Here is a 21,604-nt window from a genome sequence, read left to right on the forward strand (position 1 = left end):
CCACTCCACTCATAAACTTGGCCTTATCCCTTGCGGGTAAACGCCAGAACTCGCTCGTCGGCCACCGGCACCAGTTGCGGGTGCTGCCAACCGGCTACTTCGCCCACGCCCACGACCAGCAGGCCACCCGGCGCCAGGCTCTCAGCCAGGCGGTTGAGGATGTCGCGGCGACGCCAGCGGCGGAAATAGATCAGCAAGTTCTGACAGAAAATCACATCCATGCCGGACATCGGCGCCTTGGCCAGTTCCAGCACATTGAGCCGGGCGCTGCATACGCGCGCCGCCAGACTCGGTACCACCTTGAAACGTCCATCGGCCTGAGCGAGAAAGTAGCGCTCGCGCAGTTCGTCACTCACCTGCTCCAGGCGCCGCGCCGAGTAGCACGCCTCACGCGCCTTGCTCAGTGCACCTTGACTGATATCCGTACCGGTCACCGCAAAGTGTTCGGGCAGCTCGCTGCCCTGCAGGGCTTCGGCGGCCATGATCGCCAGCGAATAAGGCTCCTCACCACTGGAGCAACCCACGCTCCACAGTTCCCAGGGCTTGCCCAGCCCTGCCGCCAGGCGCTCCTGCAGGTACTGCGAGAGCACCTCGAAGGAAGGCGGATGACGGAAGAAACGGGTTTCCTGCACGGTCAGCCGATCCAACAGGGTCGACCACTCCACCGCGCCACGCGGACCATCGGTAACCTGACGGTAGTAGCTGGCGTAATCCTCGACGCCCAATTCGCGCATGCGCGCACTCAGGTTGGTCTGCAGGAACGCGCGCCGCTGCTCGCTGATCACCACACCGGTACGCGCCTCAAGTAGCGTCTGCCAGTCGTGGAAATCGGCTTGCGACATATCGGTCACCGGGCGCAATGCCCAAACGCCCGCTGACTGCATACCTTCGCCCTGGGTCATGGCTGTGATGCGGAGGCTGCAGCCAGCCTCCGCGCTCCTTTATCAGGCGTCTGGCAGGGTGAAGCCGGACACCGACTTGCGCATCTCGCTGGCCATCTTGGCCAGGTTACCAATGCTCTTGGCGGTGGCGGTGGTACCCGAGGACGTCTGCGAGGTGATCTCCTGGATCACGTTCATGGTGTTGGAAATGTGGCCGGCCGAAGAGGCCTGCTGGCGAGCGGCGTTGGAAATGTTCTGGATGAGGGCCGCGAGGGTCTTCGATACCTTCTCGATCTCTTCCAGTGCCACACCGGCGTCCTGCGCCAGGCGGGCACCGCGCACCACTTCGGAAGTCGTCTGTTCCATGGAGATAACGGCTTCGTTGGTGTCGGTCTGAATGGTTTTTACCAGCGCCTCGATCTGCTTGGTCGCCGCAGAGGAACGTTCTGCGAGGCGTTGTACTTCGTCCGCTACCACGGCGAAGCCGCGGCCCGCATCACCGGCCATGGACGCCTGGATCGCGGCGTTCAGTGCGAGGATGTTGGTCTGGTCGGCAATGTCGTTAATCAGGCTAACGATGTCACCGATCTCCTGGGACGATTCACCGAGGCGCTTGATCCGCTTCGAGGTGTCCTGGATCTGCTCACGGATGTTATCCATGCCGGTGATGGTGTTGTGTACGACTTCGTTGCCCTTGTTGGCGATGGCTACGGAACGTTCCGCTACCGCGGAGGATTCCGAGGCGTTCGCCGATACCTGGTCAATCGACACGGCCATTTCGTTGATCGCCGCGGAGGCGCCGGCAATTTCCTGCGCCTGGTGCTCGGAAGCCTCGGCCAGGTGCATCGCCGTGGCCTGGGTTTCCTGGGCCGCGCCAGCTACCTGAACGGCGGTCAGGTTGATGGTGGCTACCAGGTCGCGCAGCTGGTCGATGGAGTAGTTGATGGAGTCGGCGATGGCACCGGTGAAGTCTTCGGTTACCGTCGCGGCCACGGTCAGGTCACCGTCGGCGAGGTCGGCGATTTCGTCGAGCAGACGCAGAATCGCCGCCTGGTTACGTTCGTTCTTCTCGGCGGTTTCAGCCAGACGGCGGTTGGTTTCACGCACCATCACCAGGCCGATGAGAATGATCGAGCCCAGCGCCAGACCACCCAGCACGTAACCGAACAGGGTGTTGATGGCACGGCCGTCGGCGAGGTCTTCGAAGCCGGCGGCCAACTCGGACGCCTTGTCCAGCAGGGTCTGCGACACGGTGAAGATCGAGTTCGCCGACTCACGCACCTGGAACAGTTCCGGCGAGGTCTCAAGAATCTCGTCCACCGAACCGGATACGAATTCGAACAGCTCGGAAATCTCGGCCAGACGCTCGAGGGCTTCCTCGTCGGTCACCTGGCTGATTTCCATCGCGGCGTTGCCTTCGAGCATCGCCGCCAGTACACGACCGAACAGGCTGGCGTCACGGCCGAACATGTCGGCGGCCTGCACCGAGTCTTCGTCACCGGCCAGTACCTTGTTCACCGAACCGAGGATACGTTCAGCCAGCAGCGACTGACGCTGGGCCACGGAAACCTGGGCGGCCGGCGCGCCACTTTCCAGCAGGATGTCGACCACTTCCTCGTACTCGACCTGCAGCTGCGGGATGGTTTCCGCCAGGGTGGCGGCTACTTGGTGCAGCGACAGTACAGTCTGCTCGCTGGCGAGAATGGCGTCGGTGTTCTGCCGCAGGCTATCCCAGTCCTGCTGTACCGCAGCCATCTGCGTCTGCACCGACTCGGGCGCCGGCGGCAAACCGCTGCTGGCATCGCCATCAGTCAGGTAGCCCCAGCGCTGCTGGAAGTCGTTACGCGCGTCGCGCAACAGACCGAAGGCTTCGGCAGTACCCGCCGCCGCTTCCGTGGCGTTCTTGGCGATACGCTGGGACAGTACGCGCAGCTCACCGGAGTGGCTGATGTACTCGGTATCGTAGTTGGACTGGGTGTTGATGTAGGCGAAGTTCGCGAACAACAGCACGATGGAAACGATAAGCACGACGAACAGCGCTGCGATCAGCGTACTGCTGCGTGCCCCCGCCAACAAATTGCCTGCATTTAGTTTTTTCATTATCTGGCCCCCGCCTGGACCGACCGCACTAGGGTTCCCATGTAACGCCAAAGAGCCGGCAGAGCCGGCCCAACCGAAATCTACTGATAGGACACGTCGAGAAAGCCCGGATCGGCCGTCAGCGCATGAGGGCTGAACACCAACCAGGGCTGTTCCCGTTGGAAAACACCGTGGATGAACGGCGCAATGCTCGCCTCGAGAGGCGGCAGTTGTTCTGAGAAGGCATCCACGGGGAAATGCTGCATACCGAAGACTTCGTCGACCGTGAGGCCGGCGAAGATTTCCTGATGGTCGACCACCAGGATTCGCCGCAGCTTGCGCAGCGGCGACAGTTCACTGCCGAAGAACCCGCACAGGTCCATGATCGGCAACAGGCGGCCACGCACGTTGGCCACCCCTTTGACCCAGCTCTTCACACCCGGCAGCAGGGTGTAGCGCGGCTCGTGCAGGACCTCGCCCACTTCCCCCATCGGCGCGACGAAGAATCGTTCGCCCATGCGAAAGCCGATACCGCTCCAGGTCTGCACCGCCGCCTGTTGCGACGGCAGGCCGGCCGCCAGGGCCCGGCAACGCTGGTCGATCTCGAGGAGAATCTGGAAAGGAGTCTGCGCGTCCGACATGCCAGCCGTGGCCTTCTTCTTATTCAGTCAACGGACGGCACGGCATCAGCCGGCCAGTACCGCATTGAGAGTTTTCAGCAAGGTGTCTTCATCGACCGGTTTGGTCAGGTAGTCCTTCGCGCCCTGGCGCTTGCCCCAGACCTTGTCGGTTTCCTGATCCTTGGTGGTGACGATGATCACCGGGATGTGGCTGGTTTCGGCGTCCTTGGTCAGTTGACGAGTCGCCTGGAAGCCATTGAGGCCGGGCATGACGATGTCCATCAGGACCGCGTCCGGCTTCTCCTGGCGAGCCAGGGCCACGCCGTCGGCGCCGTTTTCCGCCTTCAGTACCTGATGGCCGTGCTTTTCCAGCATGGCGGTCAGCTTGTACATCTCGGTCGGGGAGTCATCAACAATCAGAATTCGAGCCATGGTGTTTCCCAATGCAGAAGAGACGCAGGGGCCGCGAGGCCGGTGCGTCAGGAGGCTTGTTCCACCGGGGTGAAGTCCGGCACATGGGCTTTGATCGCACCGAGCAGCTCTTCCTTGCTGAAGGGCTTGGTCAGGTATTGATCGGAGCCGACGATGCGGCCCTTGGCCTTGTCGAACAGGCCATCCTTGGAGGACAGCATGATCACCGGGGTGGATTTGAAGGCACTGTTGTTCTTGATCAGGGCACAGGTCTGATACCCATCGAGACGCGGCATCATGATGTCGACAAAGATGATACTGGGGTGAGTGTCGGCAATCTTGGCCAGGGCATCGAAGCCATCGACCGCGGTGATGACGTCACAACCCACTTTTTTCAGCAGAGTTTCGGCGGTGCGACGAATCGTCTTCGAGTCGTCGATCACCATCACTTTCAAACCCTCGGAATGCTGTTCCATGTTCGCCCTACCATCGCCTCGGTGAGTCGTTATATTCGCGTTATCAGTATGCCTGAGGCCCAGTCGCCGATGGGGCTTGACCCAATCGTCGGGCCTTTTTAGCACACTCTCCAGATGCAATCTATAAGCCTGCCGGGGCAGCACCAGCCCTTGACCAAGGCCCCGGCCAACGCCACCCTGACAGCCTTTCACGGCATGGCCAACCCGGCCTCTACCCTCTACCTCGCGGAGAGTTACCCCCATGAGCCTTCGTCTCGGGATCGTCATGGATCCGATTGCCAGCATTTCCTTCAAGAAGGACAGCTCGCTGGCCATGTTGCTGGCCGCTCAAGCACGCGGCTGGTCGCTGTTCTACATGGAGCAGCAGGATCTCTACCAGGTTCGCGGTCAGGCTCGTGCCCGCCTGCGCCCGCTGGAAGTGTTCAATGACCCGCAGCGCTGGTTCACCCTTGGCATGGAACAGGACACGCCGCTCGCCGAGTTGGACGTGATCCTGATGCGCAAGGACCCGCCCTTCGATAACGAATTCGTCTACTCCACCTACCTGCTCGAGCAGGCGGAGCGCGACGGCGTACTGGTGGTCAATCGGCCGCAGAGCCTGCGCGACTGCAATGAAAAGTTCTTCGCCACCCAGTTTCCCCAATACACGCCACCGACCCTGGTCAGTCGACGCGCCGATATTGTGCGCCAGTTTGCCGATGAGCACCGTGACATCATTCTCAAACCCCTTGATGGCATGGGCGGTTCGCAGATCTTTCGCCACCGCGCAGGCGACCCCAACCTCTCGGTGATTCTGGAAACCCTGACCCTGCACGGCCAGCAGCAGATCATGGTGCAGGCCTACCTGCCTGCCATCAAGGATGGCGACAAGCGCATCCTGATGATAGATGGCGAACCGGTGCCCTACTGCCTGGCGCGCATTCCGGCTGCCGGAGAAACCCGTGGCAACCTGGCTGCAGGCGGACGTGGCGAAGCCAGGCCGCTGACCGAACGCGACCGCGAGATCGCCGCAGCAGTCGGCCCTACCCTGCGTGAAAAAGGGCTGATTTTCGTCGGACTCGATGTAATCGGCGACCACCTGACGGAAATCAACGTTACCAGCCCGACCTGCATCCGCGAGATCGACGCTGCCTTCGATACCCGTATCGGCGAGCGCCTGATGGACTGCATCGCGGCAAAGCGCGGATCGTAAGGCGGGTGCAACCCGCCACTGCCTGGCCGGCGGGTTGCACCCGCCCTACGCCAGCATCACATAAACGCCACAAGCTTGAACCAGCTAACAGCCTGGCGCTTCAGGCTTGCAGCCTGAAGCGTCGCGCCGCAGACTGCGCGACATTCGAAAGCAGACCCGATACGCGATGAACGCAGCCGCCACCCCAACCACCGCTTCCTCCGCCACCGTCCGTCCGGCGGATCGCCTGGGGTTCACCCTGTTTCTCGCCGCAGCCCTGCATGTGGCGCTGATTCTTGGCGTCGGCTTCACCCTGGAGTCGCCACCAGAGATCAGCAAGACGCTGGAAATTACCCTGTCCACATTCAAGAGCGAAGAGAAGCCCAAGGAGGCCGACTTCCTCGCCCAGGACAACCAGCAAGGCAGCGGTACGCTGGAACATGCCGCTGCACCGAAAACCACCGAGCAGGCTCCCTTCCAGGACAGCGAGGTGCGCAAGGTCACACCACCTGCCGCCCCGCAGCAACCTGCCAGCAAGCCAGAAGCGCCCAAGGCCGCCGTCGCCACGCGCGCACCACAGCAGCAGAAAACACCGGTCAAACGCGAAGAAGCCAAACCGGTCCCGGAAACGCGCCCGGCACCGGTATTCGACTCCGCCCAGCTCTCGGCGGAAATCGCCAGCCTGGAAGCCGAACTGGCGCAGGAAGTTCAAGCCTACGCCAAGCGCCCGAAGATCCACCGCCTCAACGCCGCCTCGACCATGCGCGACAAGGGCGCCTGGTACAAGGACGAATGGCGCAAGAAGGTCGAGCGCATCGGCAACCTCAATTACCCGGACGACGCCCGCCGCCAGCGCATCTACGGTAGCCTGCGCCTGCTGGTGTCGATCAACCGCGATGGCTCGCTGTACGAAGTGCAGGTGCTGGAGTCCTCGGGCCAGGCCGTACTCGACCAGGCCGCGCAACGCATCGTGCGCCTGGCCGCGCCCTATGCGCCCTTCACCGGCGACCTGGCCGATATCGACCGCCTGGAAATCATCCGCACCTGGCGCTTCGACCGCGGCGACCGGCTGTCGAGCAACTGATAGGGCAGCTGCAAGCTTCAAGCTGCGAGCCTCAAGAAGGCCACTCACGCCCTCCTGTCTCACCCAGGCTTTTCGCCTTTACTTGCAGCTTGTCCCTTGCAGCTTGCAGCTTCAAACTAGGCGCCATGAAGAATTCAGCCCCCACCTCGCTCAAGCACCATTTCTTGATCGCCATGCCGCACATGGCCGATCCGAACTTCGCGCAAACCGTCACCTACCTGGTCGAACACAACGAGCAGGGGGCGATGGGCCTGGTGATCAACAAGCCCAACGGCCTCAACCTGGCCGAAGTGCTGGAGCAATTACGCCCTGACGAGGAGCCCGCAGCGCTGTGCCACAGCCTGCCGATCTTCGCCGGCGGCCCGGTACAGACCGACCGCGGCTTCGTCCTGCATCCGGCTGGCCCGCAGTTCCAGGCGACCCTGGAGCTGGGCGAGCTGGGCCTTTCGACCTCGCAGGACGTGCTGTTCGCCATCGCCGACGGCAGCGGCCCGGATCGCTACCTGATCACGCTCGGCTACGCCGGCTGGGAAGCCGGGCAACTGGAAGCGGAGCTGGCCGACAACGCCTGGCTGACCTGCCCCGCCGACAGCAGCATTCTCTTCGACATGCCCTACGACCAGCGCCTCGATGCCGCTGCAGCACGCCTGGGAGTCAACCTCAGCCTGCTGACCTCGCAGGTCGGGCACGCCTGATGAGTGACAAGCCACTGCGCCTGCTGCTGGGCTTCGACTATGGCACCAAGCAGATCGGTGTCGCCGTCGGCCAGGTGATCACAGGCCAGGCCCGTGAGCTGTGCGTGCTCAAGGCGCAGAACGGCGTGCCGGACTGGAACCGCGTCGAAGCGCTGATCAAGGAGTGGCAGCCGGACGCCGTGGTAGTCGGCCTGCCGCTGAACATGGACGGCACGCCCAGCGAGATGAGCGCCCGCGCCGAGAAATTCGCCCGCCGCCTCAATGGCCGCTTCAACCTGCCCGCCTACACCCACGACGAGCGCCTGACCACCTTCGAGGCCAAGGGCCAGCGCCTGCGCGAAGGCCAGAGCGGCGGCTACCGCGAGCGCCCGGTCGATGCCATTGCCGCAGCCTTGTTGCTACAGGGCTGGCTAGAGGAAAACTGCACGGGCTGAGCGAGTCGGCCCGCACCAAGGAGTTTCGCCATGCTACCGAACCCCAACGACCTGCTGCCGGCCATGGCCAGTGCGCTGACCCAGCACCTCAACCAGCGCCAGATCAGCGAACCGCGCTTTATCGGCATCCGCACCGGCGGCGTCTGGGTCGCCCAGGCCCTGCTGCAGGCGCTGGGCCGTGATGACGCCCTTGGCATCCTCGACGTGTCCTTCTACCGCGACGACTTCACCCAGAACGGTCTGCACCCACAGGTTCAACCGTCCGAGTTGCCGTTCGAGATCGAGGGCCAGCATCTGGTGCTGATCGACGACGTGCTGATGAGCGGGCGCACCATCCGCGCCGCGCTGAACGAACTGTTCGACTACGGCCGCCCGGCCAGCGTGACCCTGGTCAGCCTGCTCGACCTCAACGCCCGCGAGCTGCCGATCCGCCCGGACGTGGTCGGCGCCACCCTGTCGCTGGCGACCAACGAGCGGGTAAAATTGTCCGGCCCCATGCCGCTGAACCTCGAACTCCAGACGCTCGCCAACTGAGACTCCCCGCGATGACGCCACTCGCCGCCAAGCGCCCGCTGCAGCTGAACGACCAAGGTCAGCTGCGTCACTTCCTCTCACTCGACGGCCTGCCCCGCGAGCTGTTGACCGAAATCCTCGACACCGCCGACTCCTTTCTCGAAGTCGGCGCGCGGGCGGTGAAGAAAGTCCCGCTGCTGCGCGGCAAGACCGTGTGCAACGTGTTCTTCGAGAACTCCACGCGCACCCGCACCACCTTCGAGCTGGCCGCCCAGCGCCTGTCGGCCGATGTCATCAGCCTGAACGTGTCGACCAGCTCCACCAGCAAGGGCGAGACGCTGTTCGACACCCTGCGCAACCTCGAGGCCATGGCCGCCGACATCTTCGTCGTGCGCCATGCCGACTCCGGCGCCGCGCACTTCATCGCCGAGCACGTGTGCCCGAATCTGGCGATCATCAACGGTGGCGACGGCCGCCACGCGCACCCGACTCAGGGCATGCTCGACATGCTCACCATCCGCCGTCACAAGGGCGACTTCGAGAACCTCTCGGTGGCCATCGTCGGCGATATCCTGCACTCGCGAGTGGCGCGCTCGAACATGCTGGCGCTGAAGACCCTGGGCTGCCCGGACATCCGCGTGATCGCGCCGAAGACCCTGCTGCCCATCGGCCTGGAGGAAAGCTACGGCGTGCGCGTGTTCAGCGACGCCAACGAAGGCCTCAAGGACGTCGACGTGGTGATCATGCTGCGCCTGCAGCGCGAGCGCATGCAGGGCGGCCTGCTGCCCAGCGAGGGCGAGTTCTACCGCCTGTTCGGCCTCACCGAGCAGCGTCTGAAACTGGCCAAGCCCGATGCCCTGGTGATGCACCCGGGCCCGATCAACCGCGGCGTGGAGATTGAGTCGGCCGTGGCCGACGGCCCGCAATCGGTGATCCTCAACCAGGTCACCTACGGCATCGCCATCCGCATGGCCGTGCTGTCGATGGCCATGAGCGGGCAGAACGCCCAACGTCAACTCAACGCCGAGGAGACCAACTGATGCGTACCGCAATCCTCGGCGCCCGCCTGATAGACCCTGCCAGTGGTCTGGATCAGGTCAGCGACCTCTTTATCGACGGCGGCAAGCTGGCCGCCATCGGCCAGGCGCCGGCCGGTTTCACTGCCGACAAGACGCTCCAGGCCCAAGGCCTGATAGCCGCGCCCGGCCTGGTCGACCTGTCCGTGGCCCTGCGCGAGCCGGGCTACAGCCGCAAGGGCAGCATCGCCACGGAAACCCTGGCCGCTGCGGCCGGCGGCGTCACCAGCCTGTGCTGCCCACCGTTCACCAAGCCGGTGCTGGATACCTCGGCCGTGGCCGAGCTGATCCTCGACCGCGCCCGCGAAGCCGGGCACACCAAGGTCTTCCCCATCGGCGCGCTGAGCAAGGGCCTGGCCGGCGAACAACTTGCCGAGCTCGTTGCGCTGCGCGATGCCGGCTGCGTGGCCTTTGGCAACGGCCTGGACAACTTCCGCAGCAGCCGTACCCTGCGCCGCGCGCTGGAATATGCAGCCACCTTCGACCTGCAGGTGATCTTCCACTCGCAGGACGCCGACCTGGCCGAAGGCGGCCTGGCCCACGAAGGCCCGACCGCTAGCTTCCTCGGCCTGGCCGGCATTCCGGAAACCGCCGAGACCGTGGCCCTGGCCCGCGACCTGTTGCTGGTGGAACAGAGCGGCGTGCGCGCGCACTTCAGCCAGATCACCAGCGCCCGTGGCGCCGAGCTGATCGCAGGCGCCCAGGCTCGCGGCCTGCCAGTGACCGCCGATGTCGCGCTGTACCAGCTGATCCTCACCGACGAGGCGCTGATCGATTTCTCCAGCCTCTACCACGTGCAGCCGCCGCTGCGCTCGCGCGCCGACCGCGACGGCCTGCGCGAGGCGTTGAAAGCCGGGGTGATCTCGGCCATTGCCAGCCACCACCAGCCGCACGAGCGCGATGCCAAGCTGGCGCCCTTCGCCGCCACCGAACCGGGCATCAGCAGCGTGCAGTTGCTGCTGCCGCTGGCCATGAGCCTGGTGCAGGACGGCCTGCTCGATCTGCCCACGCTGCTGGCGCGCCTATCCAGCGGCCCGGCTGCCGCACTGCGCCTGCCGGCCGGCAAGCTGAGCGTCGGCGGCGCCGCCGATGTCGTGCTGTTCGATGCGCAGGCTTCCACCGTCGCCGGCGAACAGTGGTATTCCAAGGGCAGCAACTGCCCGTTTATCGGCCATTGCCTGCCCGGCGCGGTGCGCTACACGCTGGTCGACGGGCATATCAGCTACCAGAGCTGAGCCATCCAAGCCCGCCGTCTGGCGGGCTCGTTTTTCGTGGGTGCGCCAAGCGCACCCTGCGCCCTGAAGACGCCCCATCCCATCCGCGACACGCGCCGCACTCGCCACGACATTGGACGAATGAGTGACTCGACGGTCATGATCCACGTCAGGTTAGCAGCCGAAATTTTCCAAATGCCACCGCCCTATGACCCCGCCCGCGCCCACTGGCGCCGGCCTGGCGTCGCGCTGGCCTTGTTCAGGAGCTTTTGAGTTATGTCGCGCTTACCTGTGATCGTGGGTTTTGGGGGTTACAACGCAGCCGGGCGCAGCTCCTTCCACCATGGTTTCCGTCGTACCGTGCAGGAGTCGCTGGAACCTCAGGCGCGCCAGGAAACCCTGGCCGGGCTGGCGCAGATGATGAAGCTGGTACGTGTGGTCGATGGCCAGTATCAGGATCAGGACGGCCAGCCGCTGAGCCTGGCAGAGATCGAAAGCCGCTACGCCAAGCAAATCCTCGCCGGCACCCTGGTGCGCCGCATCGAGAAGCAGCACCTGGACCCGGACGCCGCCCACTGGCAGAAAAGCATCGGCGTCGCCCCCGCCAATGGCGCCAACCTGAGCTTCATCACCCAGCGCAAGCAACTGCCCGAGCCGCTGCCGGCCAACTGGTCGATCAAAGAGCTCGAGGGCAACGAAGTACGTGTCACCCTGCATGACAGCTGCGAATTCAAGGTCGACAGCTATCGCCCGTTGGCAGTGAAGTCCGCCGGCCAACTGCCCACCGGTTTCGAGCCGAGCGAACTGTATAACGCCCGCTTTCACCCACGTGGCCTGACCATGACCGTGGTCGGCGTCACCGATGCTCTGCGCTCGGTTGGCATCGACTGGCAGCGCATCGTCCAGCACGTCGCCCCGGACGAGATCGCCGTGTTCGCCAGCTGCATCATGAGCCAGCTCGACGAGAACGGCTTCGGCGGCATGATGCAGTCGCGCCTCAAGGGCGGCCGCGTCACCGCCAAGCAGCTGGCCCTGGGGCTGAACACCATGCCGGCGGACTTTATCAACGCCTACGTGCTCGGCAGCGTCGGCACCACCGGCAGCATCACCGGCGCCTGCGCCACCTTCCTCTACAACCTGCAGAAGGGCATCGAGCAGATCGCCTCCGGCAAGGCACGCGTGGTCATCGTCGGCAGCAGCGAAGCGCCGATCAACCAGGAATGCATCGAGGGCTACGGCGCCATGGGTGCGCTGGCCACCGAAGAAGGCCTGCGCCAGATCGAGGGCAAGAGCGAGGTGGACTTCCGCCGCGCCAGCCGCCCGTTCGGCGACAACTGCGGCTTCACCCTGGCCGAGGCCTGTCAGTTCGTGGTGCTGATGGACGACGAGCTGGCCCTGGAGCTGGGTGCCGATATCCACGGTGCGGTGCCGGACGTATTTATCAACGCCGATGGTTTCAAGAAATCCATTTCCGCCCCCGGCCCGGGCAATTACCTGACCGTGGCCAAGGCCGTGGCCAGCGCCGCGCAGCTGCTCGGTCTGGATGCCGTACGCAATCGCAGCTTCGTCCACGCCCATGGTTCCAGCACCCCAGCCAACCGCGTCACCGAGTCGGAGATTCTCGATCGCGTCGCGGCTGCTTTCGGTATCGAGCAATGGCCGGTAACGGCGGTGAAGGCCTTCGTCGGCCACTCCCTGGCCACCGCCAGCGGCGATCAGGTCATCGGCGCCCTCGGCGCCTTCAAGTACGGCATCGTGCCGGGGATCAAGACCATCGACGCCGTCGCTGGCGACGTGCATCAGGATCACCTGAGCCTGTCCACCGAAGACCGTAAGGTGGGTGAGCACGCGCTGGACGTGGCCTTCATCAACTCCAAGGGTTTCGGCGGCAACAATGCCAGCGCCCTGGTACTGGCCCCGCACGTGACCGAGCGCATGCTGCGCAAGCGCCACGGCCAGGCTGCCTTCAACGCCTACCTGGCCCGCCGCGAGGGCACCCGCGCCGCCGCAGCCGCCTACGACCAGCAGGCGCTGCAGGGCAAGCTGGACATCATCTACAACTTCGGCAACGACATGATCGACGACCAGGCGATCTCCATCACCACCGAAGAAGTGAAGGTGCCGGGCTTCGACCAGCCGCTGGTGTTCAGGAAGGACGAGCGCTACGGCGATATGCTCGATTGAGCCGTAGGGCGGGTGCAACCCGCCATGGGCGATGTGGCGGGTTTCACCCGCCCTACAATTAGAGTGCCCGCGCCAGCTCGATCAACGCGCCACGCCACTCGGCGTCAGCCGGCAGCGCCAGGAAAGACGGATTGAGGAAGGATTCACGCGCCTCATAGGTCAGCGCCTCGCCAGCCAGATCCAGCACTTCGCCGCCCGCCCCTTCCAGCACTCCCTGCGCCGCAGCGGTGTCCCACTGCGACGTAGGCGCCAGGCGTGGGTAGCAATCGGCATTGCCTTCGGCCAACAGACAGAACTTCAGCGAACTGCCGATATTGGCCAGCACCGGCTCGCCAAAACGCTCGGCGAGCCCTGCCAGCAGGGTTTCCTGCGCCGGGCTCGAGTGGCGCTTGCTGGCCACCAGGGTAAAGCCTTGCGCCGGCGCCAGACGCACGCTGATCGACTGCTCCTCACCCGGCGCTTCGCTGCGCCAGGCGCCCAGACCGGCGCCGCCGTAATAGCAACGGCCGCTGGCCGGGATGCCGACCACACCGAAGACCACGCGGCCGCGCTCGATCAGCGCGACGTTGACAGTGAACTCCTCTGATCCGGCGATGAACTCCTTGGTGCCGTCGAGCGGATCGACCAGCCACCAGCGGGTCCAGGCGGCGCGCTCGGCCAGCGCAATGTCGGCGGCCTCTTCCGACAGCACCGGAATATCCGGCGCCAGCGCCTGCAGGCCATCGAGCAGGATATGGTGCGCGGCCAGGTCGGCGGCCGTTACCGGCGAGGCATCGGCCTTTTCCGTTACCGCCACATCGCTGCGCCAGTACGGCAGGGTCGCCGCGCCGGCGGCACGTACCAGTTCGATTACCTTGGGGATATTGGGATGGCTCACGGGCGGTACTCCCCGCGCTGAGTGAGCAGGTCACGTACCAGATAAAGCGCGGCCAGGGCGCGCCCCTCGCTGAATTGCTCGTGCTGGGCCAGGCTGGACAGCTCGCGCAGGCTGATGCGGTCGACCCGCATCGGCTCGGGCTCGTCGCCGGGCAGGCGCTCCTCGTACAGATCGCGCGCCAGCACTACCTGGATCTTCTGGCTCATGTAACCGGGCGACAGGCTCAGCTCGGTGATGTACTCCAGTTGATGCGCACCGAACCCCGCCTCCTCCTTGAGCTCGCGATTGGCCGCCACCAGCACGTCTTCACCCGGCTCGATCAGCCCCTTGGGCAGCGACAGCTGATAGTCATCGGTGCCGCCGCAGTATTCCTCGATCAGCACGGCGTGCTCGGCGTCGAGCATCGCCACCACCATCACCGCACCATAACCGGCGCCCTTGCCGACCAATCGCTCGTAGGTGCGCTCGGTACCGTTGGAAAAACGCAACTGCACCTCCTCGACACAGAACAGGCGGCTGCTGGCGACGATCTCGCGGGCGAGAACCGTGGGTTTTTGACGCATGGGGCGACTCCTTGGCGAGACCTGGTCGGTTATCATACAGCGGCTTTTGCGATTATCCCCGGCGCAGATTGCGCGATCGCGACGCGCGCCGGCAGATTCACGACTTTCATTACCTGGCGCGCCCATGCCTTCACTCACCTGGCACCAGATCGACACTGTCCTGCTGGACATGGACGGCACCCTGCTCGATCTGCACTTCGACAATCACTTCTGGCTCAAGCACCTGCCGCAGCGTTATGCCGAGCATCATGGCATCAGCCTGGCGCTGGCCGAGGCCGAGCTGCTGCCGCTGTTTCGCCAGCACGCCGGCACGCTGAACTGGTACTGCACGGACTTCTGGAGCCGCGAGCTGAAACTGTCGATCCGCGAGCTCAAGCGCGAGGTCGCCGACCTGATCGCCCTGCGCGCGGGTGCCGAACTGTTCCTACGCGCCCTGCGCGAGGCCGGCAAGCGTGTGGTGCTGATCACCAACGCGCACCGCGACTCGCTGTCGTTGAAGATGGAACGGGTCGAACTGGCTCCCTGGTTCGAGCGGCTGATCAGCTCTCACGACTATGGTTTCCCCAAGGAGAACCAGCAGTTCTGGTTCGCCCTGCGCCAGGACGTCGGGTTCGATCCCGCTCGCAGCCTTTTCATCGACGATAGCCTGCCGATTCTGCGCAGCGCTGGCCAGTTCGGTGTCGCCCACCTGCTTGCCGTTCGTCAGCCGGACAGCCAGGCCGGGCCCAAGGACACCGAAGAATTCGACGCGGTGGAGGATTACCGCGAGCTGCTGCTGAATCTGTAGCCCGGATGAAATCCGGGGACGCTCTTCGTAATACTGTTCACTTAAGGTTGCACACGTTTTGCTCCCCTCTCCCATTCATGGGAGAGGGGCTGGGGGAGAGGGCCGAAAACACCGCGAAACCGCCGGTTTCCCCCTCTCCGAACGCGGCCCGCCCTAACCCTCTCCCCAAAGGGGCGAGGGGACTGATCGTGTTTGACCGTTTTTTAAGTGAACAGCATTAGGGACGCTCTTCGAGGATTTTCCCGGGTTGCATCTGGCTACCAAGAGGGAGCCTAGGGCGCCGGGCTGTAGACGCGTGGCGCGCTGTGGTGCGGCAGGTGGATGAGGTTGAGACGGTGCCGACGCGCCCAGCGCACGCACAGTTCGGTCGGCGCCGACAGGCTGACCAGGCTGGCGAAGCCGGCGCGTACCGCCTTGTGGATCAGTTCCAGGCTGCAGCGGCTGGTGACCACGGCAAAGCCGCGGCGGGCGTCGCGGCTTTCACGGTTTAGCGCGCCGATCAGCTTGTCCAGCGCGTTGTGCCGGCCAATGTCTTCGCGGCACAGGACGATCTCACCTGACTCGTCGACGAACAGCGCAGCGTGCAGCGCGCCGCTCTGGCGCGCCAGCTTCTGCACCAGGCCGATGCGCGTACGCAGGTCGGCCAGGTGCGCGGCCGGTGGCAGCGGGTTGACGCTCAGGGTGTCGAGTTGCGGCAGCGCCTGCTCCAGCGCTTCGACACCGCACAGGCCACAACCACTGGTACCGGCCAGAGTGCGCCGCTGCTGCTTGAGCGCCCAGAAGGCACGACTGGCAATCTCAACGTCGGCGCTGAATGCCTCACCCGCGCGCTTGAGCTGGATGTCGTAGATATCCTCGGCCGCCGCCACGACTGCAGACGTCAGGCTGAAGCCGACGACGAAATCCTCCAGCGCACTGGGCGATACCATCATCACCGCATGGTTGATGCCGTTGTAGGCGATAGCCAGCGCACATTCCTCGGCCAGCACCGCATGCCCCACGCTGGCGGTCTCGTCCAGTTCGGCATAGGCGTAGCCGCCCGGTGTTGGGCTGGCGATTTCATCAGCAGGTGAACGTGGAACACGATGAGTCATGTGATGCGGATTCCTCGCGATGATCGCAGGACGCCTGGCGGCGCCGTGCGAAACAGCCGGATTGCAGCACTCAGACAGTAACAGCCTGCGGCGCGATCTGCCCGCGCGAATCACATAGCACCCGCAACGCAAACTCGCTCAGGCCTTCGCCGCCGCTGGCGTCCAGGTGAGCGTAAAGCGCCGTGCGCATCTGCGGGTCCCACTGGCGTCGCAGATGCTGAGCGTACTCGCTACGCGCCTGCTCCTGGTCGGGCTGGGAAGCGAAAAAGGCGCCGATCTGGTTGGCCATCTTGATCAGTTGCGTGGCGTTCATGCCCATGGCTGTGCTCCGCGAATGGGACGGTACAGGTTGGCGCAGTGCGGGTGCGCACGGCGCACCCTAGCGATCAGAGGTTTCATAGCTGCACCACCGGCAGCAGGCTGACCTGCTCGCGGGTGAAGCTATCGAACTCCTGCTGCCAGTCGGACGGCGTCTCGACCTTGCGCACCTGCACCGCCGTGACCTTGTATTCCGGGCAGTTGGTGGCCCAGTCGGAGTTGTCCGTGGTGATCACGTTGGCGCCGGATTCCGGGTGGTGGAAGGTGGTGTACACCACCCCCGGCTGCATGCGCTCGGTGACCTTGGCGCGCATCACCGTCTCGCCGGCACGGCTGTTGATGCCGACCCAGTCGCCATCCTTGATGCCGCGATCCTCGGCGTCCACCGGGTGCAGTTCGAGGATGTCCTCGGCGTGCCAGGCCTTGTTGGCGGTACGCCGGGTCTGCGCGCCGACGTTGTACTGCGAAAGGATGCGCCCGGTGGTCAGCACCAGCGGCCGCTTGCGCGAGGTGCGCTCCTCGGTCGGAATAAACTCGGTAACCACGAAGCGCCCCTTGCCACGCACGAAGGCGTCCTCGTGCATGATCGGCGTGCCTTCCGGCGCCTCGTCGTTGCACGGCCACTGGATGCTGCCCATGCGCTCGAGCTTGGCGTAGCTGACACCGGTGAACGTCGGCGTCAGCGCGGCGATCTCGTCCATGATCTCGGACGGATGCTTGTAGTTCATCGGATAGCCGAGGGCGTTGGAAAGCGCCACGGTCACTTCCCAGTCTTCCTTGCCGGCCAGTGCCGGCATCACCTTGCGCACCGGGGAGATGCGGCGCTCGGCGTTGGTGAAGGTGCCGTTCTTCTCCAGGAAGGAGGCGCCAGGCAGGAATACGTGGGCGTACTTGGCGGTTTCGTTGAGGAACAGGTCCTGGATCACCACGCATTCCATGGCCTTGAGCGCATCGGTGACGTGCTGGGTGTCGGGGTCGGACTGCGCCGGGTCCTCGCCCTGGATGTACATGCCCTTGAAGGTACCGGCATGGGCCGCAGCCAGCATATTGGGGATGCGCAGGCCCGGTTCGTCGAGCAGCTTGACGCCCCAGGCGGCCTCGAATTGCGGCCGCGCCACCGGGTCGGAAACGTGACGGTAGCCCGGCAGCTCGTGGGGGAAGGAGCCCATGTCGCAGGAGCCCTGCACGTTGTTCTGTCCGCGCAGCGGGTTCACGCCGACACCCGGACGGCCGATGTTGCCGGTGGCCATGGCCAGGTTGGCGATCGCCATCACGGTGGACGAGCCCTGGCTGTGCTCGGTGACGCCCAGGCCGTAGTAGATCGCCGCGTTACCGCCAGTGGCATACAGCCGCGCAGCCGCGCGCACCGAGGCGGCCGGGACGCCGGTCAGGGCTTCCATGGCCTCGGGGCTGTTGCGTTGTTCACTGACGAAGGTGCGCCATTGCTCGAAGCCTTCTGCCTCGCAGCGCTCGGCGACGAAGGCTTCGTTGACCAAGCCCTCGGTGACGATCACGTGGCCCAGGCTGTTGAGCAGAGCAACGTTGCTGCCGGGACGCAGTTGCAGGTGGTGCTCGGCACGGATGTGCGGGCTGCGCACCAGGTCGATACCACGTGGGTCTGCAACGATCAGCTTGGCGCCCTGGCGCAGGCGGCGCTTGAGCTGCGAGCCGAATACCGGGTGGCCGTCGGTGGGGTTGGCACCGATCACCAGCACCACGTCGGCGGACAGTACCGAGTCGAAGTCCTGGGTACCGGCGGACTCGCCGAGGGTCACCTTCAGACCGTAACCCGTCGGCGAGTGGCAGACGCGTGCGCAGGTATCGACGTTGTTGTTGCCGAAGGCGGCGCGCACCAGCTTCTGCACCAGGTAGGTTTCCTCGTTGGTGCAGCGCGACGAGGTCAGCCCGCCGACCGCATTGCGGCCGTACTGCGCCTGGATCTCCTTGAAACGCCGGGCGGCGTAGCCGATGGCCTCGTCCCAGCTCACCGAGCGCCACGGCTCGTGGATGCTGTCGCGGATCATGGGGGTCTTGATGCGGTCCGGGTGGGTCGCGTAGCCCCAGGCGAAGCGGCCCTTGACGCAGGCGTGGCCGTGGTTGGCGTGGCCGTTCTTGTTCGGCACCATGCGCACCACGGTGTTGCCCTTGACCTCGGCGTTGAACGAGCAGCCGACGCCGCAGTAGGCGCAGGTGGTGGTGACGCTGCGCTCGGCCTGGCCCAGCTCGATCACCGATTTTTCCATCAGCGTGGCAGTCGGGCAGGCGTTGACGCAGGCGCCGCAGGACACGCATTCGGAGTCGAGGAAATCCTCGTCCTGGCCGGCGGCCACGCGCGAGTCGAAGCCACGGCCGTCGATGGTCAGGGCGAAGGTGCCCTGCACTTCCTCACAGGCGCGCACGCAGCGGTTGCAGACGATGCACTTGGACGGGTCGTAGCTGAAATAGGGGTTGGACTCGTCCTTGGCCTCGGCCAGGTGAGTCTTCACTGGGTCGTAGCGCACTTCACGCAAGCCGACCACACCGGCCATGTCCTGCAGCTCGCAATTGCCGTTGGCCGAGCAGGTCAGGCAGTCCAGCGGATGGTCGGAGATGTACAGCTCCATGGTGCCGCGACGCAGTTCGGCCAGTTTCGGGCTCTGCGTGCGCACCACCATGCCCGACTCAACCGGGGTGGTACAGGACGCCGGGAAGCCACGGCGGCCTTCGATTTCCACCATGCACAGGCGGCACGAGCCGAACGGCTCCAGGCTGTCGCTGGCGCACAGCTTGGGCACGGCGATGCCGGCCTCCTGGGCCGCGCGCATCAGCGAGGTGCCGGCCGGCACGGTGACGGCGTTGCCGTCGATTTCCAGGGTTACCGGAGCACCGCTGCGAGCAGGGGTGCCATAGTCGAGTTCACGATACAGGGCCATGGGGACGCCTCCGGATCAGCGGGCTTCGGCGCTGTCTTGCGACACGCCGAAGTCCTCGGGAAAGTGGTTGATGGCGCTCATCACCGGATAGGGTGTCATGCCGCCAAGGGCGCAAAGCGAGGCGCCGAGCATGGTGTCGCAGAGGCTCTTGAGCAGCTCGATGCGCCCCGGCTGCGGGCCTTCGGAACGGGCCACGATGATCTGCGACAGCAGCTCCTCGCCACGGGTCGAGCCGATCCGGCAGGGCGTGCACTTGCCGCAGGATTCCACCGCGCAGAACTCCATGGCGTAGCGCGCCATGTCGGCCATATCGACGGTGTCGTCGAATACCACGATGCCGCCGTGGCCGAGCACCGCACCAAGAGCAGCGAACGACTCGTAATCCAGCGGCGTGTCGAACTGCGACTCGGGCAGATAGGCGCCGAGCGGGCCGCCGACCTGCACCGCGCGGATCGGCCGGCCACTGGCCGATCCGCCGCCATATTCGTAGAGCAACTCGCGCAGGGTGATACCGAAAGCCTTCTCGATCAGACCGCCACGGGCGATGTTGCCGGTCAGCTGGATCGGCAGGGTGCCGAGCGAGCGGCCCATGCCGTAGTCCTTGTAGTAGGCGCCGCCCTTGTCGAGGATGATCGGCACCGACGCCAGCGAGATCACGTTGTTGATCACCGTCGGTTTGCCGAACAGGCCCTCGATGGCCGGCAGCGGCGGCTTCGGCCGCACGGTGCCGCGCTTGCCCTCGATGCTTTCCAGCAGGGCGGTTTCCTCGCCGCAGATATAGGCGCCGGCGCCGCGGCGCAGCTCCAGGTGGAAGGCCTTACCGCTGCCGAGCACGTCGTCCCCCAGATAGCCGGCGGCCGTGGCGCGGGCGATGGTTTCGAGCAGCACCGCCTCGGCGTGCGGGTACTCCGAACGCAGGTAGATATAGCCGCGCGTAGCTCCCACTGCGAGACCGGCGATGGTCATGCCCTCGATCAGCACGTAGGGGTCGTCTTCCATCACCATGCGGTCGGAGAAGGTGCCGGAGTCGCCTTCGTCGGCGTTGCAGACGATGTACTTCTGCTCGGCCTGGCAACCGAGCACGGTGCGCCACTTGATGCCGGTGGGGAACGCCGCGCCGCCACGGCCACGCAGGCCGGATTCGGTGACCTCGGCGACGATCGCCTCGGGCGTCATGCCGAGGGCGCGTTTGAGGCCGCGATAGCCGTCGTGGGCGATGTAGTCCTCCAGCGACAGCGGGTCGGTGATGCCGGCACGGGCGAAGGTCAGGCGCTCCTGGCGCTTGAGGTATTCGATTTCATCGGTCAGGCCGTGGCCCAGCGCATGTGCCTTGCCCTCGAGGAAACCAGCGTCGAACAGGCCGGCGACGTCGCGTGCCTTGACCGGCCCATAGGCGACACGACCGGCCGGCGTGGCGACCTCGACCAGCGGCTCGAGCCAGATCAGCCCGCGAGAGCCGTTACGCACCAGCTTCACTTCGATACCGCGCGCCGCAGCCTCGGCGACGATGGCGCGGGCCACCTTGTCGGCGCCCAGGCTGAGCGCGGTGGCATCGCGCGGGACGAAAACGGTAATGGACTCGCTCATACCTGGGTCTCCTGTTCCGCCAGCAGCGCCAGCACTTCATCGGCGTCGACACGACCGTGCAGTTCGCCATTGAGCATCATGCTCGGTGCGCAGGCGCAGTTACCCAGGCAGTACACCGGCTCGAAACTGAGGCTGCCGTCCTCGCGGGTCTCGCCCAGCGGCAGGCCGAGCTTGTTTTCCAGCGCAGCGGTCAGCGCCTTGACCCCCATCGACTGGCAAGCCTCGGCCTGACACAGCTTGAGCACCTGGCGACCGGGCGGCGTGGCGCGAAAATCGTGATAGAAACTGACCACCCCGTGCACCTCGGCGCGCGACAGGCAGAGGTCCTCGGCGATCAACGGCAACAGCTCGGGCGGTACGGCACCGAGCCGGTCCTGAATGTCGTGGAGGATGGGTAGCAAGGCGCCGGGCTGGCCGCGGTGGGCGGCGAGCACCTCACGGGCGACGGCCTCGCACTGCTCGGGGGCGAAGCGCTGGGGAAGAAGGGCCATGTTCGATGCTCCAGCCGGCGGCTATACCGGTACTGTCAGGAGATAACCCGGCCAGTCACGGCTGCCGGTCGGCTTATCCCAGGCGCAGCCGCAAGGCTCGCCACATATGAAGTAAAGTTCTTATACTGGGTCACAAA

The 21,604-nt window shown here is 65.1% G+C and carries 21 protein-coding genes; 9 read left to right on the top strand and 12 right to left on the bottom strand.

Annotated features, from left to right (window positions below):
* Positions 1 to 23: 23 nt before the first annotated feature.
* From P3C50_RS07910 to pilG, 5 genes are all read right to left on the bottom strand, one after another.
* Positions 24 to 884 (bottom strand): protein-glutamate O-methyltransferase, encoded by an 861-nt coding sequence (locus tag P3C50_RS07910; protein ID WP_197858121.1) that lies wholly within the window; start codon positions 882 to 884, stop codon positions 24 to 26.
* A gap of 60 nt (positions 885 to 944) precedes the next feature.
* Positions 945 to 2,981: a methyl-accepting chemotaxis protein gene (locus P3C50_RS07915; protein ID WP_275545581.1), complete on the bottom strand. Its 2,037-nt coding sequence runs from the start codon at positions 2,979 to 2,981 to the stop codon at positions 945 to 947.
* 80 nt (positions 2,982 to 3,061) lie between these two features.
* The gene (locus P3C50_RS07920) at positions 3,062 to 3,601 is read right to left on the bottom strand and encodes a chemotaxis protein CheW (RefSeq protein WP_275545582.1); all 540 of its coding nucleotides are present in this window, start codon (positions 3,599 to 3,601) and stop codon (positions 3,062 to 3,064) included.
* Positions 3,602 to 3,646: 45 nt separating this feature from the next.
* Positions 3,647 to 4,012, bottom strand: coding sequence for a twitching motility response regulator PilH (pilH, locus tag P3C50_RS07925; RefSeq protein ID WP_013713612.1), 366 nt, complete (start codon positions 4,010 to 4,012; stop codon positions 3,647 to 3,649).
* 47 nt (positions 4,013 to 4,059) lie between these two features.
* Positions 4,060 to 4,467: a twitching motility response regulator PilG gene (gene pilG / locus P3C50_RS07930; RefSeq protein WP_003458788.1), complete on the bottom strand. Its 408-nt coding sequence runs from the start codon at positions 4,465 to 4,467 to the stop codon at positions 4,060 to 4,062.
* A 241-nt stretch (positions 4,468 to 4,708) separates the two neighbouring features.
* Here pilG and gshB point away from each other — a divergent pair, with 241 nt between their 5' ends.
* The 8 genes from gshB to P3C50_RS07970 all read left to right on the top strand — a co-directional run bounded on the left by gshB (position 4,709) and on the right by P3C50_RS07970 (position 12,838).
* The gene (gene gshB, locus P3C50_RS07935) at positions 4,709 to 5,659 is read left to right on the top strand and encodes a glutathione synthase (protein ID WP_197858061.1); all 951 of its coding nucleotides are present in this window, start codon (positions 4,709 to 4,711) and stop codon (positions 5,657 to 5,659) included.
* Between the two features lie 166 nt (positions 5,660 to 5,825).
* Complete coding sequence (locus P3C50_RS07940; RefSeq protein ID WP_197858062.1) at positions 5,826 to 6,722, top strand: energy transducer TonB; 897 nt, start codon at positions 5,826 to 5,828, stop codon at positions 6,720 to 6,722.
* Between the two features lie 125 nt (positions 6,723 to 6,847).
* The gene (locus P3C50_RS07945; protein WP_197858063.1) at positions 6,848 to 7,417 is read left to right on the top strand and encodes a YqgE/AlgH family protein; all 570 of its coding nucleotides are present in this window, start codon (positions 6,848 to 6,850) and stop codon (positions 7,415 to 7,417) included.
* Positions 7,414 to 7,851, top strand: coding sequence for a Holliday junction resolvase RuvX (gene ruvX / locus P3C50_RS07950; protein ID WP_024306524.1), 438 nt, complete (start codon positions 7,414 to 7,416; stop codon positions 7,849 to 7,851). The genes P3C50_RS07945 and ruvX overlap by 4 nt, the downstream gene beginning before the upstream one ends.
* 30 nt (positions 7,852 to 7,881) lie before the next feature.
* Positions 7,882 to 8,385 carry a bifunctional pyr operon transcriptional regulator/uracil phosphoribosyltransferase PyrR gene (gene pyrR, locus P3C50_RS07955; RefSeq protein WP_275545583.1) on the top strand — a complete coding sequence of 168 codons (504 nt, stop codon included), beginning with the start codon at positions 7,882 to 7,884 and terminating at the stop codon, positions 8,383 to 8,385.
* An 11-nt stretch (positions 8,386 to 8,396) separates the two neighbouring features.
* On the top strand, positions 8,397 to 9,404 hold the full coding sequence (locus P3C50_RS07960) for an aspartate carbamoyltransferase catalytic subunit (protein WP_275545584.1): 1,008 nt from the start codon (positions 8,397 to 8,399) through the stop codon (positions 9,402 to 9,404).
* A complete protein-coding gene (locus tag P3C50_RS07965) occupies positions 9,404 to 10,675 on the top strand; it encodes a dihydroorotase (RefSeq protein ID WP_275545585.1) in 1,272 nt (423 codons plus the stop codon). Before P3C50_RS07960 ends, P3C50_RS07965 begins: the two co-directional genes overlap by 1 nt.
* 255 nt (positions 10,676 to 10,930) lie before the next feature.
* A complete protein-coding gene (locus P3C50_RS07970; RefSeq protein WP_275545586.1) occupies positions 10,931 to 12,838 on the top strand; it encodes a beta-ketoacyl synthase in 1,908 nt (635 codons plus the stop codon).
* 58 nt (positions 12,839 to 12,896) lie between these two features.
* Here P3C50_RS07970 and cysQ read toward each other — a convergent pair whose 3' ends face one another.
* Entirely contained in the window at positions 12,897 to 13,715 is an 819-nt protein-coding gene (gene cysQ / locus P3C50_RS07975) for a 3'(2'),5'-bisphosphate nucleotidase CysQ (protein WP_275545587.1), read from the bottom strand.
* Positions 13,712 to 14,278, bottom strand: coding sequence for an ADP compounds hydrolase NudE (nudE, locus tag P3C50_RS07980; protein WP_197858068.1), 567 nt, complete (start codon positions 14,276 to 14,278; stop codon positions 13,712 to 13,714). The genes cysQ and nudE overlap by 4 nt, the downstream gene beginning before the upstream one ends.
* Positions 14,279 to 14,402: 124 nt before the next feature.
* Between nudE and yrfG the strand changes: the two genes are divergently transcribed.
* Complete coding sequence (gene yrfG, locus P3C50_RS07985; protein WP_275545588.1) at positions 14,403 to 15,065, top strand: GMP/IMP nucleotidase; 663 nt, start codon at positions 14,403 to 14,405, stop codon at positions 15,063 to 15,065.
* A gap of 272 nt (positions 15,066 to 15,337) precedes the next feature.
* Here the strand turns inward: yrfG and fdhD are convergent, their stop codons facing one another.
* The 5 genes from fdhD to P3C50_RS08010 all read right to left on the bottom strand — a co-directional run bounded on the left by fdhD (position 15,338) and on the right by P3C50_RS08010 (position 21,467).
* On the bottom strand, positions 15,338 to 16,159 hold the full coding sequence (fdhD, locus tag P3C50_RS07990) for a formate dehydrogenase accessory sulfurtransferase FdhD (RefSeq protein ID WP_275545589.1): 822 nt from the start codon (positions 16,157 to 16,159) through the stop codon (positions 15,338 to 15,340).
* 70 nt (positions 16,160 to 16,229) lie between these two features.
* On the bottom strand, positions 16,230 to 16,478 hold the full coding sequence (locus P3C50_RS07995; protein WP_275545590.1) for a formate dehydrogenase subunit delta: 249 nt from the start codon (positions 16,476 to 16,478) through the stop codon (positions 16,230 to 16,232).
* A gap of 76 nt (positions 16,479 to 16,554) precedes the next feature.
* Positions 16,555 to 19,389 carry a formate dehydrogenase subunit alpha gene (gene fdhF, locus P3C50_RS08000; protein ID WP_275545591.1) on the bottom strand — a complete coding sequence of 945 codons (2,835 nt, stop codon included), beginning with the start codon at positions 19,387 to 19,389 and terminating at the stop codon, positions 16,555 to 16,557.
* 15 nt (positions 19,390 to 19,404) lie between these two features.
* Complete coding sequence (locus P3C50_RS08005) at positions 19,405 to 20,976, bottom strand: formate dehydrogenase beta subunit (protein WP_275545592.1); 1,572 nt, start codon at positions 20,974 to 20,976, stop codon at positions 19,405 to 19,407.
* Positions 20,973 to 21,467, bottom strand: coding sequence for a formate dehydrogenase subunit gamma (locus tag P3C50_RS08010; protein ID WP_275545593.1), 495 nt, complete (start codon positions 21,465 to 21,467; stop codon positions 20,973 to 20,975). Before P3C50_RS08010 ends, P3C50_RS08005 begins: the two co-directional genes overlap by 4 nt.
* Positions 21,468 to 21,604 lie beyond the last annotated feature (137 nt).

The sequence above is a fragment of the Pseudomonas sp. Marseille-Q0931 genome (genome assembly GCF_940789645.1).
Lineage (GTDB): Bacteria > Pseudomonadota > Gammaproteobacteria > Pseudomonadales > Pseudomonadaceae > Aquipseudomonas.

What these genes read in the sequence shown, in the direction of transcription:
- pilH (WP_013713612.1), bottom strand. Translation starts at nt 4,012, where the DNA reads ATGGCTCGAATTCTGATTGTTGATGACTCCCCGACCGAGATGTACAAG.
- nudE (WP_197858068.1), bottom strand. Translation starts at nt 14,278, where the DNA reads ATGCGTCAAAAACCCACGGTTCTCGCCCGCGAGATCGTCGCCAGCAGC.
- P3C50_RS07970 (WP_275545586.1), top strand. Translation starts at nt 10,931, where the DNA reads ATGTCGCGCTTACCTGTGATCGTGGGTTTTGGGGGTTACAACGCAGCC.
- P3C50_RS07995 (WP_275545590.1), bottom strand. Translation starts at nt 16,478, where the DNA reads ATGGGCATGAACGCCACGCAACTGATCAAGATGGCCAACCAGATCGGC.
- P3C50_RS08010 (WP_275545593.1), bottom strand. Translation starts at nt 21,467, where the DNA reads ATGGCCCTTCTTCCCCAGCGCTTCGCCCCCGAGCAGTGCGAGGCCGTC.
- P3C50_RS07910 (WP_197858121.1), bottom strand. Translation starts at nt 884, where the DNA reads ATGCAGTCAGCGGGCGTTTGGGCATTGCGCCCGGTGACCGATATGTCG.
- pyrR (WP_275545583.1), top strand. Translation starts at nt 7,882, where the DNA reads ATGCTACCGAACCCCAACGACCTGCTGCCGGCCATGGCCAGTGCGCTG.
- P3C50_RS07945 (WP_197858063.1), top strand. Translation starts at nt 6,848, where the DNA reads ATGAAGAATTCAGCCCCCACCTCGCTCAAGCACCATTTCTTGATCGCC.
- fdhF (WP_275545591.1), bottom strand. Translation starts at nt 19,389, where the DNA reads ATGGCCCTGTATCGTGAACTCGACTATGGCACCCCTGCTCGCAGCGGT.
- P3C50_RS07920 (WP_275545582.1), bottom strand. Translation starts at nt 3,601, where the DNA reads ATGTCGGACGCGCAGACTCCTTTCCAGATTCTCCTCGAGATCGACCAG.
- P3C50_RS07960 (WP_275545584.1), top strand. Translation starts at nt 8,397, where the DNA reads ATGACGCCACTCGCCGCCAAGCGCCCGCTGCAGCTGAACGACCAAGGT.
- yrfG (WP_275545588.1), top strand. Translation starts at nt 14,403, where the DNA reads ATGCCTTCACTCACCTGGCACCAGATCGACACTGTCCTGCTGGACATG.
- P3C50_RS08005 (WP_275545592.1), bottom strand. Translation starts at nt 20,976, where the DNA reads ATGAGCGAGTCCATTACCGTTTTCGTCCCGCGCGATGCCACCGCGCTC.
- P3C50_RS07915 (WP_275545581.1), bottom strand. Translation starts at nt 2,981, where the DNA reads ATGAAAAAACTAAATGCAGGCAATTTGTTGGCGGGGGCACGCAGCAGT.
- fdhD (WP_275545589.1), bottom strand. Translation starts at nt 16,159, where the DNA reads ATGACTCATCGTGTTCCACGTTCACCTGCTGATGAAATCGCCAGCCCA.
- gshB (WP_197858061.1), top strand. Translation starts at nt 4,709, where the DNA reads ATGAGCCTTCGTCTCGGGATCGTCATGGATCCGATTGCCAGCATTTCC.
- P3C50_RS07940 (WP_197858062.1), top strand. Translation starts at nt 5,826, where the DNA reads ATGAACGCAGCCGCCACCCCAACCACCGCTTCCTCCGCCACCGTCCGT.
- P3C50_RS07965 (WP_275545585.1), top strand. Translation starts at nt 9,404, where the DNA reads ATGCGTACCGCAATCCTCGGCGCCCGCCTGATAGACCCTGCCAGTGGT.
- pilG (WP_003458788.1), bottom strand. Translation starts at nt 4,467, where the DNA reads ATGGAACAGCATTCCGAGGGTTTGAAAGTGATGGTGATCGACGACTCG.